The following is a 14,917-nucleotide window of genomic DNA, read 5'->3' as shown; positions in this document are numbered from 1 at the left end:
TCGTTATTCCATACCGGTACCCGGCGATAGCGTGCCCAGCCAGGCGACGGTTGCCAGTATCAGTACCGAAACAGTAAATTCCGTGATAATGCTTTTACGCATCAGGTAAATACCCATCTTATATTGGCCCTGAAGCAGGGCCGTTTCCAGTCGCGGTGTAAGCCGGAAGCGATTGGCGGCGGCCAGCAGCAGCATCAGAAAAAACAGAACAGTTTTTATCAGCAGCAGCAGACCATAGTCACTGCCCGGCAGGGTACTCAGAGGCTTTTCAACGATAAATACGAAGTTAACCACGGCGGTGATGACAATGCTCAGCACAATGATCGTGCCGGCACGGGCAAAACCCGACAACGCTGCGGCCAGCTGGCTGGCATAGACAGCCTTTTCAGCCTTTTTGATGCATAAGAGCAGAGTAAAAGCCGCCAGTGCACCGATCCAGGCCCCGGCCGCTGTCAGATGAATGATATCGCTCAGAAGATGAAGATAGTAGCTGATGCCGTCATTCATTGCCGCATGCCCGCCCCATGCCAGTGTAGCAAGTGCTATACCGCCGGACAGGGTAAGCACATAACGTGACAGCCCGACATGCCTGAGCCGCAGGCCAAGCCCGATAAACGCCATGACCAGTGCAGCGAAGCGGATAACCCAGCTCATGCCCACTGCAGTTTCCCCGACAACCATCTCCATAATATGGAGAGTCAGTTCGCCGGGATCACTGACGCCACTCATGGCCTGAGCGACAAGCAGCATATTTGCAAGGGACAAAACCATGCCAGCAGAGATGAGCGTAAAAAAGAACGACCAGACGCTGAACAACGATACCGATTTCTTCAATACTCCCTTTACCCCATAAATTTCGAATAAAGGCAGGCCAAAAAGAAGCATAAGATCAAGGTAAAGAAAAAAACGGATGATAATAAAAGTCTGATCGTTCATGGTATTACTTCACGCTGAAACTGTAGTTGCCGGTCCGGGGGTGAGTATCAGAAGATACCGCCCGCCATTCCACTTTATAGGTTCCTGCAGGCAGAGTTTTTGCCGGTGTGATAATCATCGTTTTCGGATCGCTGCCCGCTGAGACTTTAGCCGCAACCGGCATTGGCGCATGAGAAGACATGCCCGGCATGGCGGTCATTACAAGACGGGCGCCGGAAAATTTCGTTACCAGATTTTCGGTGAAATGCAGTTCCAGTTTAGACGGTGCCGTTATCTGAGACTTATCAGCAGGGACAGCAGACGCCAGTTCCGGATGCGCCTGTGCAGCAAAAGCCGCGCCAGAAGCAATTAAAGCGAAGAAATATTTGGCAGATGAATGTTTCATAATAATACCTGTTTTGTTTGAATTAACTGCATCAGAACCACATGCGAGCCCCGAGGAGGAAGCGCACTTCGTTATCTTTTTCACCTTCACGGGCAGCCATATCAGCAGTATTGCCATAGAGCTGGCTCCACGAAACCCCTACGTAAGGTGCAAATTCTCTTTTCACTTCATAGCGAAGGCGAAGAGCAAGTTCGGTACTGGAAAGGCCTTTACCGGTTTCCCGTGCCTCATCATCTTTCCCGTAAATATTCGCCTCAAAGGAAGGTTGCAGGATCAGGCGATTGGTCAGCAGCACATCGTATTCGGCTTCCAGCCTGAGCGCTGTCCGTCCCTGCTCGCCGGCAAACGCAGTCAGCTCACTTTCAAAGTTGTACAACGCCATGCCCTGAAAACCAGCAGCCAGCCAGGTTTGCGGTTTTCCGGGCCTGAAATCCTGCCGGGCACCGGCAACCACGTCCCACCAGGGTGTCAGAGCATGTCCCCATAAAGCCTGAACTTCTGCGGATTCGGCTTTACCTCGGGTGGTTTCACCTTCGCTACGTAACCAGAGTCGATTGATATCCCCGCCAGCCCAGCCGCTTACATCCCAGCTGAAGCCACCCGGATCGTTGTTTTTTTGCCATTCAAGCTGATCGGCAAGCACAAAGTAATTTATGCTGTTGTCATGAACCTTATGCCCATGTACGTCCGGGAATGCTGCCTTACGGTCCGCCTCCGTAACCGGCGGAATGGGTGTACGGCTTTCTGCTGGCGCCGCGGGCTGCATGGATTCCATACCCCCCATACCGGATGTCCCAGGCGTCATTCCTTCCATAGACGCATGATCCATTCCCTGCATAGCAGAATGGTCCATGCCTGACATATCATGCTGTTGTAAATTGTCAGATGGTCCCGTAGGTGCTGCAAACGCGGGCATCACTATCGCTCCGGCAAACGCAGTGCAGGCCAGCAAACCTGCAGCGGAACGTGAAAAATACTTTGTCATATCATTCCATCCTGAAACTGACATTATCGCTACCTCACTCTGTAACCCGGACTTCACGAAACATGCCGGTTTCCATATGGAAAAGAAGATGACAGTGATAAGCCCACCGCCCGAGTGCATCGGCAGTTACCCGATAGCTTCGGCGGGTACCCGGAGGCATATCGATAGTGTGTTTGCGTACCAGGAAATTACCGTCCTCATCCTCCAGATCGCTCCACATACCATGCAGGTGAATGGGGTGCGTCATCATCGTGTCGTTAACCAGCACCACACGCACGCGTTCGCCATATCGCAACGTAACCGGTTCTGAATCGGAGAATTTAATACCGTTGAATGACCAGGCGAATTTTTCCATATGTCCGGTGAGATGTAGCTCGATGGTACGCGATGGCTCACGCCCGTCCGGATCGTCAAATGTGCTTTTCAGATCGGCATACGTAAGGACTTTTCTGCCGTTATTGCGCAGACCAATGCCCGGGTCACTTAATTTAGGCGCCGGCATCATGGCCTGCATATCAACCAGAGGATTGTCTGTTTCAGATGCAGGATGTTTCTGCATGTCCCCCATGCCACTCATACTGCCGTGATCCATCCCGGCCATGGCGCTATGGTCCATTTCCGGCATACTTTCTGCTGCTCCGGAGACACCAGAGCCATCCATAGCCTGCATAGCATTACCATCCATGCCCGTCATGGTGTCGTTATTCATGCTCTGCATCTGGCTGTGATCCATATCGCCCATGCTGCCATGATCCATGCCGCCCATACCCATATCGTCCATAGTCAGCCAGGGGCGAGGATCGGGAGCCGGTACCGGAGCATAAAGCCCTTCACGGACAGCCAGCGTGCCGCGAGCGTAGCCGCTTCTGTCCATAGACTGCGCGAAAATAGTGTAGGCATCTTCAGCCGGCTCCACGATTACATCGTAAGTTTCGGCCACAGCGATGCGGAACTCGTCAACAGCAACAGGCGTGACATACTGGCCATCAGCCGCCACGACCGTCATTTTCAACCCCGGAATGCGCACATCAAAGTAGGTCATGGCGGAACCGTTAATGAAACGCAGGCGTACCTTCTCGCCTTTACGGAACAGCCCTGTCCAGTTTTTTCCAGGGCCCTGCCCGTTCATGAGATAGGTATATGTGGCACCACTGACGTCAGCCAGATCCGTCGGATTCATCTTCATTTCCGCCCACATTTTCCGATCGGACAACGTACTGCCTAGACCTTTTTCCCTGGCGTCACGGAAAAAGTCAGAAACGGTAGGTTTCGCAAAGTTGTAATAATCGGACTGCTTTTTCAGTTTGGCGAGAATGTCTGATGCTTTTTCATCAGACCAGTCGGTAAGCATGACTATGTGTTCGCTGTCCCAGACAAACGGTTCTGGTTCAGCTGCATCAATAATAATCGGGCCATAGACACCTTCCTGCTCCTGCAGGCCGGAATGGCTGTGATACCAGTATGTACCGTTCTGCTTTATCTTAAAGGAGTAAACATAGGTATCGTCCGGCTCAATACCATGAAAACTCAGTCCCGGTACGCCATCCATATTCGCCGGCAGAAGAATGCCATGCCAGTGAATTGATGTCGGTTCAGAAAGGCGATTTTTAACTCTTAATGTAACGGTATCGCCTTCTTTCCAGCGCAACAGAGGGCCTGGCAGGCCGGCATTAATGGTTTTTGCATACCGGGTTTTACCGGTGATATTTAGCGGCGTCTCGCCAATAAACAGATCAAAGTCTGTGCCGGTAAGTGTGCGGGACTGCATCAGGCTTACCGCCGAGAATGCATCGAATGTTCGCAGGCCCAGTCCGCCCACAATGCCAGCGGCAGTGATCCCTTTAATGAAATTACGTCGTGAACTTTTAAGCTGCATGACTGAACTCCGGCAATTTTCTGTTATCCCGGGAGAATGGCTCTCTCCGCTCCGGAAGCACAAGCCGTGCTTACCGTTCAGGATGAAAAGTTTTTTGTTACCGGAAAGCTACCACAGCTACAGACTTTGTGTGATTACAATTGTGTAATGTTGGAACGCACTGTTTATAAATTACATTTCTGTCATTTTTCGCCGTAACGTTTTTTCTTCTGTACGATGAACATCACTAAGGCCACAGGTAAACCCGGCCGGTAATTGTTTATTCTTATTTTACATTCAACGTTAAGGACTGCCACCATGAAAAAAGTAAAGCTTATCCCTCTTGTGATCCTGATTTCCGCTTCGTCCGCATGGGCACAGCAGCATCCTGAAACAGTACTAGATAACACTGATAACCGTGTTTCTGTCTCTGCGATGAATGAGCATGAACGTGCCATTCTTGCGCATGAGAGCATGGATAATGCAAACTCAGCTGCGCATCAGAGCATTATCGATATGCACCGTAAAATGATGCTGGAAGAGAAATAACGGATAGTATGTGGACAGAAAATTCGCCCGGAGTTTTCTGTTCTTCCTTGCCACTGCATCCGGGATGTGTTGTGTATTACCCTCATCATTAATGTATTTCCGGTAAATCTTCTTTCAGGCTGATTTCAGCCGGCCCGCTGACTGTGGCGGGCTACATTTTTATATTTTAAACATTCTTTTTACCGCAGCCCCCGGTTTACTCAACGTGCAGTAAGGTGTAACTGTATTTCCCTTTTTTCACCCGGTTCAGGTCTTGTCTGCCAGCTAATCGCCCTAACCTGCACTGCAATCTGCGATTTATCTTCAGGTTAAGCCTGAAAGGCCTCATGTTGAAACGGTAGAAAGCATCAAAATGAATATACAACCGCTTACAGGATATCATCAGAGCCTATAGATTTTGTAAGTCAGTTTTTTACATTTCATGTCGTATACGCCGCTATTATGCATAATGAAAAACTCTAAACCGTTCAGAAAGGTGTGCTCTTGCTTCAGCCGTGAATATTTAAAATAATTGCCAGAGGAATTGATTAATGTGATTTGGCATCACTCAAAAAACAAGCGACATTAAGCAAATTATTTATTGAGAAACATCACACTCAGCCATGTAAAAAAACTAAGCTGATTGAAACAGCTTCAACAGAACTCCTCGCCATTAGTTCAAAGCGATAACATCTTCAATTGCAGCAGGAAAATAAAAATTAAATCTTATAAAAAAGATGTTTATTTTTTGTAAGCGTTGCAAAAAAGCCCCATATAGGGGCTAATTTGAATAAAGGGATCGTATCTTTAAGGTAAGAATATCTACATCTGCAAAAACATTAAGGACTGATATAGCAACCCGCTTCCGTCAGTTTTACTTCATACCGCGATGTATTGCAGCCATTGACTGGTGTGCTTCTGACTGGCCGTTACTCATATTTTCGTGGGCAACGGCGGCCCTTTCATGTTCATCCATTTCTGCAAAAGATGGCGCGGTACTTGATTTCATGCCGGCCATATCATCTGACATTTTCTGATGGTTCTTCGCCATTTTCTGATGGGCATCAGAAGCACCATTTTTCATGGAATTATGAACATTAAGGGCCTGTTCATGCTGATCCATACTCTTCATTTGTAATACTTCCCCCCTGACAGATTCAGGAACGGATGAAAACTGTTGCTGATGCGCTGCCGCCTGGGCATTATTAACATGCTCATGAATGTTGATATTTCCATCCGCCCAGGCTGAAGGAATTAAGCTAAGTCCGACAGAGGAAGCGAAGATTAAACTTTTCATAATAAGTTTCCCGTTGATAATGGAATAAATAACGGACTGTCAAAGATGTCATCAACTAAAGAACTTACAAGCCAGACTGATTTCATCTTAAAAAAAGATAATATGCGTAACTCAGTGCCTGTATTCCGTTGATATTGATCCATAAAGACTGTTCCGCCTGCTTAGTGAGGACGATTCTACCTGCTTAATTCTGTTGAAGGCATGACAGCTTAATGACATCTCTGTAATATATTTATTATTCATCGAAAAAACTGGAGACATTCGGGACACTATGCAGCCATTCTGGGTAATAGCAATATGAATCGTGTCGAAACTGTATCTGATTCGACCCACAGTTTCCCGTGATGAGCGTTTACGATTGACTTTACAATCGCCAGACCAATCCCACTGCCTTCTCCCTTTCTTTGCCGCGATGGATCGACGCGATAAAACCGATCAAACAAACGTGGCAGGTGTTCTGCAGGTATCGGTTTCCCTGGATTTTCAACTATAAGCTGAACACTATTCTCATTCCCCGCAATGGTTACAGTCACTGTCTTCCCTGACTGCGTATAACGCAGAGCGTTAGACAGAAGATTATTTAATGCCCTTCGGTACATAAGTGGGTCTCCTTTAATAAGGCAGCACGACCCGTTTAACTGCAGAGAAACATTGAGTTCTTCTGCCCAGGCTTCGAAAAAATCAAACACCTTGACCACTTCTGTGCGGAGATCAAACATTATCCGTTCGGGGATCAATTGATTATTATCAGCCTGTGCCAGAAAAAGCATATCGCTGACCATTTTTGTCATTCTGTTATACTCTTCAAGGCTGGAATACAACACATCCTCCAGCTCTTTCTGCGTTCTGTGCTGACTTAGCGCGATTTCAGTCTGTGTAACCAGATTGGTTATGGGCGTTCTGATTTCATGGGCGATATCAGCAGAGAAATTTGCCTGTCGCGTAAATACATCCTCAATCTTTTCAATCATATGGTTAAACGATATCACCAGTTGCTCCAGCTCGATGGGAACTTTGGACGGTTCCAGTCTCACATCCAGGTTCTCCGAGGTAATATTTTTAATGGCCTTGCTGACGTTGCGGAGAGGAAGATGACCCTGGCGAACCGCTATGCGGATAATGAAAATTATCAACAGGCTGATTACGAAGGCAATGGCAATTAAATTCTTTTTTAGTGCTTCAAGGTAATGAAGATGAAAGTCAATCGAGAGCCCAATTATCATCTGATACGTCTGTGGTTTTCCGTTAAGCGTTGCTTTGCCTGAAGATGCAACGATTCTGTAAGTCTCCATTTTCATGTCAGAGCCGTTGCGCATAAGTAAAGTTGGCTCTTTTACTGTCCAGAGGAATATTTCCCTGGCCCGACTATGCGCTGTAAAGTTTGATGCATTGACCACAGAACGTAACGTCGCTCCTTGTGGTGAACTGAACAACACGTCACCCCCATCAGTCAAAATAAGAACAGCGACGTTGCGGTAATCTGATATGGATTCTTTGATTTTACTTATTTTTTTTTGGTCCGGAGCTACAGGTGTCTGCAGTATTCTGTTCATCGCGATACTGATTTGTTTCAGATCCCGCACATCCTGCTCTGCAAAGTGTTTTTCAACGGAATGCAGCATAAACCAGGTAAAAGCAAAAAACGCAATTATGGTGGACAGGCTGATAAAGAAGGTTAGTCTCAGTGCGAGAGAGTAAGGGCGCCCTGAGAAATTAAAACGCATCCGGAACCTCCAGGATATATCCCACGCCGCGGACCGTCTGGATCAGCTTAGGCTCATAATCGTTGTCTATCTTTGCCCTGAGGCGTTTTACTGCCACGTCTATAGCATTAGTATCGCTGTCAAAGTTCATATCCCAGACCTGCGATGCAATCAGCGAACGGGGCAGCACCTCTCCCTGATGACGAATGAAGAATTCCAGTAGAGAGAACTCCTTACTCGTCAGCAAGATACGTTTCCCTGCGCGGCTAACCTTTCTTGAAACAAGGTCTACCATCAGATCAGCCACCTTAAACTGGCTTTCCGTGATGACTGTGTTACCCCGTCGTAAAAGTGTCCTGACTCGGGCAAGAAGCTCAGCAAACGCAAATGGTTTAATCAGGTAATCGTCCGCGCCCAGCTCAAGTCCTTTAACCCGGTGCTCAATGGTGCCGAGAGCCGTAAGCAGCAAAACAGGCATACCTTTACCTGCGGCACGAAGCATACGAATAATATCCCAGCCGTTTACATCCGGGAGCATGATATCCAGAATCAGTAAATCATATTCGGCTGTTATGGCGAGATGATATCCGGTCAGACCATTATCGGCGTGATCAACTACAAATCCCGCTTCAGTAAGCCCTTTACTGAGGTACTCACCAGTTTTTACTTCATCTTCAACGATCAGTATTTTCATCTTGCTCCCCTGGCTGACTACCCGTGCCATTCATTCTATTTAGCCTAAGCATGTAATCAACGGCTTACGTTAAAAATGACAGCATTGTCATTATCCAGTCACCTGGCAAACAGAGAGCATTCTGTAACATCCCCCTATCAATACTCTGGACTTCATTTGAACCATTTACCAGGCCTGCCTGGAAGAGAAGCGTTATGTTCAAATTAAAACTATTAAGCATCAGCATGATTTTTATACTGGCTGGCTGCGTTTCGCTGGCACCTGACTATCAGCGGCCGGCAGCGCCAGTACCACAGCAGTTTTCTTTGTCACGCAACAGCCTGACGCCAGCGGTAAATGGCTATCAGGATACGGGCTGGCGTATTTTTTTTGTCGATCCCCAGGTTACCCGGCTGATCGATGAAGCCCTGACAAACAACCGTGATTTGAGAATGGCCGCCCTGAAGGTTGAAGAGGCCCGGGCCCAGTTCAACGTCACGGATGCAGACCGTTATCCCCAGTTGAATGCCTCATCCGGGATCACCTACCGCGTTGGTCTGAAAGATGACAAGCCGACCGCACAGGAGTACGACGCGGGTCTGGAGCTCAGCTATGAACTCGATTTTTTCGGCAAGCTTAAGAACATGAGTGAAGCTGACCGCCAGAACTATTTTGCCAGCGAAGAAGCCCGTCGGGCCGTACACATCCTGCTGGTATCCAACGTTTCACAGAGCTATTTCAGCCAGCAACTGGCGTACGAACAACTCCGTATTGCGCGGGAAACGCTGAAAAATTATCAACAGTCTTATGCTTTCGTTGAGCAACAGCTGGTGACCGGGAGTACGAACGTTCTGGCGCTTGAACAGGCCAGGGGACAAATCGAAAGTACCCGCGCTGAGATAGCCAAACGAGAAGGCGATCTGGCGCAGGCAAACAATGCCCTGCGACTGCTGGTGGGAACCTACCGCGCACTTCCGTCAGAAAAAACGATGAAAGGTGGTGAGATCGCACCAGTAAAACTGCCACCAAACCTGTCGTCACAAATTTTACTGCAGCGCCCGGATATCATGGAAGCGGAATACCAGCTCAAAGCAGCTGATGCCAATATTGGCGCAGCGCGAGCGGCGTTTTTCCCATCTATTACCCTGACCAGTAGTCTTTCCGCAAGCAGTACGGAGCTGTCCAGCCTCTTTACGCCAGGAAGCGGAATGTGGAATTTTATTCCCAAAATTGAAATTCCTGTTTTTAATGCCGGCAGGAACAAAGCCAATTTGAAATTGGCCGAAATTCGCCAGCAACAGTCGGTGGTTAACTACGAACAAAAAATTCAGTCCGCCTTTAAGGATGTATCCGATACGCTTGCGCTGCGGGACAGCCTTAACCAGCAACTTGAGGCACAGCAGCGTTATCTCGATTCACTTCAGATAACCCTCCAGCGTGCCAGAGGATTATATTCAAGTGGTGCTGTCAGCTACATTGAAGTGCTGGACGCAGAACGCTCCCTGTTCACGACACAGCAAACCATTCTCGATCTTACATATTCCCGGCAGGTTAACGAAATCAATCTATTCACCGCACTGGGTGGCGGTTGGGTACAGTAAATTTATTTAATTAATCAGGAAATAAAAAATGCGTAATTCACTTAAAGCCGTTTTATTGGGCGCCTTCTCTGTCATGTTTTCTGCCGGTCTTCATGCTGAAATACATCACCATGGCGATATGAATGCTGCCAGTGATGCTTCGTCACAGCAAATTATTAATAGCAACGGTGTCGTTAAAGACATTGATATGAACAGTAAAAAAATCACCATTTCGCACGAAGCTATCCCTGAGGTGGGCTGGCCTGCAATGACCATGCGCTTCACCTTTATGAATGCAGACGACACCATTAATGCGCTGAAAACCGGTAACCACGTTGATTTCTCGTTTATTCAGCAGGGAAATATCTCCTTACTCAAAAGCATTAACGTTACGCAATCCTGACTGTCAGCCCGGAGCGAATACATCCAGTGTGCCTGAACATTTAAAAAGAGATTTCTGTGAATTAATGATCAGGCGCATATGTCAGGTGTTTTGATTTTTCAGCGAGAAATTGTATGGCTTCTTTAAAGATAAAATATGCTGCAATAATTATCAGCAGCCTGATAGCAGGAGGGCTGATATCGGTTACTGCCTTGCAGTATGTAAACCCGGAACAAAAAACAGTACAAACGGAACTAAAGGCACCGGAGCGAAAGATACTTTTCTGGTATGACCCGATGAAACCGGATACGAAATTTGATAAACCCGGAAAATCACCCTTTATGGACATGGACCTGGTGCCAAAATATGCAGATGAAAGCGGCGAGAAAATCAGCGATGGGATCCGTATTGATCCAACGCTGGTTCAGAACCTGGGATTAAAAACGCAAAAAGTCACACGCGGAATGCTGAATTATTCTCAGACAATACCGGCCAATGTTAGTTACAACGAGTATCAGTTTGTCATTGTGCAGGCTCGCTCTGACGGTTTCGTCGAAAAAGTGTATCCCCTGACGATTGGCGATCATGTGAAGGAAGGTACACCGCTTATCGATATTACCATTCCGGAATGGGTGGAAGCACAAAGTGAGTTTCTACTGTTATCTGGCACCGGAGGGACACCAACGCAAATTAAAGGTGTGCTTGAACGACTTCGTCTGGCCGGAATGCCGGAAAAGGATATCCAGAAACTGCGGTCAACCCGGAGTATTCAGACCCGGTTTACCATTAAGGCACCGATAGATGGTGTCATTACGGCGTTTGACCTGCGCACTGGTATGAATATCTCAAAAGATAAAGTGGTGGCACAGATTCAGGGGATGGATCCGGTCTGGATCAGTGCGGCAGTACCCGAATCCATCGCCTATCTCCTGAAAGACACCTCTCAATTTGAAATTTCAGTACCGGCCTATCCGGATAAATCGTTCCATGTAGAAAAATGGAACATTCTTCCCAGCGTCGATCAAACCACCCGGACCCTGCAGGTACGTCTGCAGGTATCAAACAAGGACGAACGTCTTAAACCGGGCATGAATGCCTATCTGAAACTGAATACCCGGAGCCAGGAAATGTTGCTGATCCCGTCGCAGGCCGTTATTGACACCGGTAAAGAACAGCGCGTGATCACTGTCGATGCAGAAGGTCGGTTTGTGCCAAAAAAGGTCCACGTTCTCCACGAATCTCAGCAACAGTCCGGTATCGGCACCGGCCTCAATGAAGGCGATATGGTGGTAGTCAGCGGCATGTTCCTGATTGACTCCGAAGCCAACATTACGGGCGCACTGGAACGTATGCGTCATCCGGAAACAACGGACGGCACAATGCCGCCAATGTCCGCTCCGTCTGCAAATACACATTCCGGTCATTGAGGAGACGATGATGATTGAATGGATTATACGGCGATCGGTTGCCAACCGTTTCCTCGTTATGATGGCCGCTCTGTTTCTTAGTGTCTGGGGCACCTGGACTATCATCAACACCCCTGTGGATGCGCTACCCGATCTGTCCGATGTACAGGTAATTATCAAGACCAGCTATCCTGGTCAGGCTCCGCAGATTGTTGAAAACCAGGTTACATATCCGCTCACGACCACCATGCTGTCGGTACCCGGTGCCAAGACCGTGCGCGGTTTTTCCCAGTTCGGCGATTCCTATGTGTATGTCATTTTTGAGGACGGGACCGATCTGTACTGGGCCCGCTCACGTGTGCTGGAATACCTTAATCAGGTTCAGCGGAAACTGCCTGCCGGTGTAAGCTCGGAAATCGGGCCTGATGCCACAGGTGTGGGTTGGATATTTGAATATGCTCTGGTTGATCACAGCGGAAAACATGACCTTTCCGAACTGCGCTCCCTGCAGGACTGGTTCCTGAAATTTGAACTGAAAACTATCCCTAACGTCGCGGAAGTTGCATCAGTAGGCGGCGTGGTCAAGCAGTACCAAATTCAGGTTAACCCGGAGAAACAGACCCAGTACGGCATCAGCCTGCCTGAAGTAAAACAGGCCCTTGAGTCATCTAACCAGGAAGCCGGTGGCTCATCCGTTGAAATCGCCGAAGCGGAGTACATGGTCCGGGCCAGCGGTTACCTCCAGTCCATAGACGATTTCAATAACATCGTCCTGAAAACCGGAGAAAACGGTGTACCGATTTATCTGCGGGACGTGGCCCGCGTGCAGACCGGGCCTGAAATGCGGCGTGGTATAGCAGAGCTTAACGGTCAGGGAGAAGTCGCCGGCGGCGTCGTGATCCTGCGGTCGGGTAAAAATGCGCGCGACGTTATCACTGCAGTGAAAGATAAACTGGAGACCCTGAAGGCAAGTTTGCCTGAGGGCGTTGATATTGTGACTACCTACGATCGCAGCCAGTTAATTGACCGGGCCATTGACAACCTCAGCTACAAACTCCTGGAAGAGTTTATCGTGGTAGCCATCGTCTGCGCCCTGTTTCTGTGGCATGTTCGTTCTGCCCTGGTGGCGATTATTTCTCTGCCCCTTGGTCTGTGTATCGCCTTTATTGTCATGCATTTCCAGGGGCTGAACGCCAATATAATGTCGCTGGGAGGGATCGCCATTGCGGTAGGGGCGATGGTGGATGCCGCCATCGTGATGATTGAAAATGCGCATAAACGGCTGGAAGAGTGGGATCATCAGCATCCGGATGAGCAGATTGACAACGCAACCCGCTGGAAGGTTATCACCGATGCCTCCGTTGAAGTGGGGCCTGCGCTGTTTATCAGTCTGCTGATCATTACCCTGTCCTTTATTCCTATTTTTACCCTGGAAGGACAGGAAGGTCGTCTCTTTGGTCCACTGGCCTTTACGAAAACCTACTCCATGGCGGGCGCGGCCGCGCTGGCCATCATCGTCATCCCGATTCTGATGGGATTCTGGATCCGGGGGAAGATTCCTGCCGAGACCAGCAATCCTCTGAACCGGCTGCTGATTAAAGCGTATCATCCTTTGCTGCTGCGGGTACTTCACTGGCCAAAAACAACCCTGCTGGTTGCGACCTTATCCATCTTCACGGTTATCTGGCCCCTGAGTCAGGTGGGCGGCGAGTTTCTGCCGAAGATAAACGAGGGCGACCTGTTGTATATGCCCTCAACATTGCCGGGCGTATCGCCGGCAGAGGCCGCTGCGATCTTACAGACCACGGATAAGCTCATCAAAACCGTACCTGAAGTAGCTTCTGTTTTTGGCAAGACCGGGAAGGCCGAGACCGCGACGGATTCCGCGCCGCTCGAAATGATGGAAACCACGATCCAGCTCAAACCAGAGGATCAGTGGCGGCCCGGCATGACGATTGACAAGATTATTGACGAACTCGATAAAACGGTCCGTTTACCCGGACTGGCTAACCTCTGGGTGCCCCCCATCCGTAACCGTATTGATATGCTCTCAACCGGGATCAAAAGTCCGATAGGTATCAAGGTGTCAGGTACTGTTCTGTCCGATATCGATGCAACGGCGCAGAGCATTGAGGCGGTAGCCAAAACCGTGCCGGGAGTGGTATCTGCTCTGGCTGAGCGACTGGAGGGTGGGCGCTACATTGGCATCGATATTAACCGTGAAAAAGCCTCCCGCTACGGGATGACGGTGGGTGATGTCCAGCTGTTCGTCTCCTCAGCCATCGGCGGCGCGACGGTGGGGGAAACGGTTGAGGGCGTGGCCCGGTATCCGATTAATATCCGTTACCCGCAGGATTACCGGAACAGTCCGCAGGCGCTGAAACAGATGCCGATTCTGACACCGATGAAGCAGCAAATCACGCTGGGGGATGTAACTGACGTTAGGGTCGTTTCCGGACCAACCATGCTGAAAACAGAAAATGCCCGGCCTGCCAGCTGGATTTATATTGATGCGCGCGGCAGGGATATGGTTTCGGTGGTAAACGATATTAAGACGGCCATCAGCAAGAAAGTGAAACTTAGACCGGGTACCAGTGTGTCATTCTCCGGTCAATTTGAGTTACTTGAGCACGCCAACAAGAAACTGAAACTGATGGTACCGATGACGGTGATGATCATTTTCATTCTGTTATACCTCGCCTTCCGCCGGGCTGATGAAGCCCTGCTGATCCTGATGAGTCTTCCGTTTGCCCTGGTCGGGGGAATATGGTTCCTCTACTGGCAGGACTTCCACATGTCTGTGGCGACCGGAACCGGATTTATCGCCCTGGCTGGGGTGGCGGCAGAATTTGGAGTGGTCATGCTGATGTATCTGCGTCATGCCATTGAAGCACACCCGGAATTGTCCCACCGAGAGACATTCACATCTGAAAGTCTTGATGAAGCCCTCTACCATGGTGCAGTTCTGCGTGTCCGGCCAAAAGCCATGACCGTGGCAGTGATCATTGCGGGTCTGCTACCCATTCTCTGGGGAACGGGAGCAGGCTCAGAAGTCATGAGTCGGATTGCAGCACCCATGATTGGGGGGATGATCACAGCTCCGCTTCTATCACTGTTCATTATTCCTGCTGCCTACAAATTAATCTGGCTGCGTAGGCATAAAGCAAGGATATTATGATATCAAAAG

General features: G+C 49.0%; 12 protein-coding genes. 5 read left to right on the top strand and 7 right to left on the bottom strand.

Annotated features, from left to right (window positions below; translation table 11 throughout):
• Positions 1 to 3: 3 nt before the first annotated feature.
• From copD to ACXKZD_RS20000, 4 genes are all read right to left on the bottom strand, one after another.
• Positions 4 to 936, bottom strand: a complete 933-nt coding sequence (gene copD, locus ACXKZD_RS20015; protein ID WP_050680616.1) for a copper homeostasis membrane protein CopD — start codon at positions 934 to 936, stop codon at positions 4 to 6.
• A gap of 4 nt (positions 937 to 940) precedes the next feature.
• Complete coding sequence (gene copC / locus ACXKZD_RS20010; RefSeq protein WP_039389843.1) at positions 941 to 1,321, bottom strand: copper homeostasis periplasmic binding protein CopC; 381 nt, start codon at positions 1,319 to 1,321, stop codon at positions 941 to 943.
• A gap of 31 nt (positions 1,322 to 1,352) precedes the next feature.
• Entirely contained in the window at positions 1,353 to 2,237 is an 885-nt protein-coding gene (locus ACXKZD_RS20005; protein ID WP_050680637.1) for a copper resistance protein B, read from the bottom strand.
• A gap of 103 nt (positions 2,238 to 2,340) precedes the next feature.
• Complete coding sequence (locus ACXKZD_RS20000) at positions 2,341 to 4,182, bottom strand: copper resistance system multicopper oxidase (RefSeq protein ID WP_039389849.1); 1,842 nt, start codon at positions 4,180 to 4,182, stop codon at positions 2,341 to 2,343.
• A 297-nt stretch (positions 4,183 to 4,479) separates the two neighbouring features.
• On the opposite strand from ACXKZD_RS20000, the gene ACXKZD_RS19995 reads away from it, so the two are divergent.
• Positions 4,480 to 4,710: a hypothetical protein gene (locus ACXKZD_RS19995; RefSeq protein ID WP_050680615.1), complete on the top strand. Its 231-nt coding sequence runs from the start codon at positions 4,480 to 4,482 to the stop codon at positions 4,708 to 4,710.
• An 853-nt stretch (positions 4,711 to 5,563) separates the two neighbouring features.
• On the opposite strand, the gene ACXKZD_RS19990 is transcribed toward ACXKZD_RS19995, so the two are convergent.
• The 3 genes from ACXKZD_RS19990 to ACXKZD_RS19980 form a co-directional block, all read right to left on the bottom strand.
• Complete coding sequence (locus tag ACXKZD_RS19990) at positions 5,564 to 5,986, bottom strand: hypothetical protein (protein ID WP_039389853.1); 423 nt, start codon at positions 5,984 to 5,986, stop codon at positions 5,564 to 5,566.
• 269 nt (positions 5,987 to 6,255) lie between these two features.
• Positions 6,256 to 7,710, bottom strand: a complete 1,455-nt coding sequence (locus tag ACXKZD_RS19985) for a Cu(+)/Ag(+) sensor histidine kinase (protein WP_050680614.1) — start codon at positions 7,708 to 7,710, stop codon at positions 6,256 to 6,258.
• The gene (locus ACXKZD_RS19980; protein ID WP_039389857.1) at positions 7,700 to 8,383 is read right to left on the bottom strand and encodes a copper/silver response regulator transcription factor; all 684 of its coding nucleotides are present in this window, start codon (positions 8,381 to 8,383) and stop codon (positions 7,700 to 7,702) included. Before ACXKZD_RS19980 ends, ACXKZD_RS19985 begins: the two co-directional genes overlap by 11 nt.
• Before the next feature lie 194 nt (positions 8,384 to 8,577).
• Between ACXKZD_RS19980 and silC the strand changes: the two genes are divergently transcribed.
• From silC to silA, 4 genes are all read left to right on the top strand, one after another.
• Positions 8,578 to 9,963: a Cu(+)/Ag(+) efflux RND transporter outer membrane channel SilC gene (silC, locus tag ACXKZD_RS19975; RefSeq protein WP_039389859.1), complete on the top strand. Its 1,386-nt coding sequence runs from the start codon at positions 8,578 to 8,580 to the stop codon at positions 9,961 to 9,963.
• Between the two features lie 28 nt (positions 9,964 to 9,991).
• Positions 9,992 to 10,345, top strand: a complete 354-nt coding sequence (gene cusF, locus ACXKZD_RS19970) for a cation efflux system protein CusF (protein ID WP_039389861.1) — start codon at positions 9,992 to 9,994, stop codon at positions 10,343 to 10,345.
• Between the two features lie 113 nt (positions 10,346 to 10,458).
• Positions 10,459 to 11,751 carry an efflux RND transporter periplasmic adaptor subunit gene (locus ACXKZD_RS19965; protein ID WP_050680612.1) on the top strand — a complete coding sequence of 431 codons (1,293 nt, stop codon included), beginning with the start codon at positions 10,459 to 10,461 and terminating at the stop codon, positions 11,749 to 11,751.
• A gap of 10 nt (positions 11,752 to 11,761) precedes the next feature.
• Positions 11,762 to 14,908, top strand: coding sequence for a Cu(+)/Ag(+) efflux RND transporter permease subunit SilA (silA, locus tag ACXKZD_RS19960; protein WP_050680611.1), 3,147 nt, complete (start codon positions 11,762 to 11,764; stop codon positions 14,906 to 14,908).
• The last annotated feature ends 9 nt before the right edge of the window (positions 14,909 to 14,917 follow it).

It is taken from the genome of Pantoea sp. ABR1s (assembly GCF_057812235.1).
This window is presented reverse-complemented; position numbering and strand designations above follow the sequence as displayed.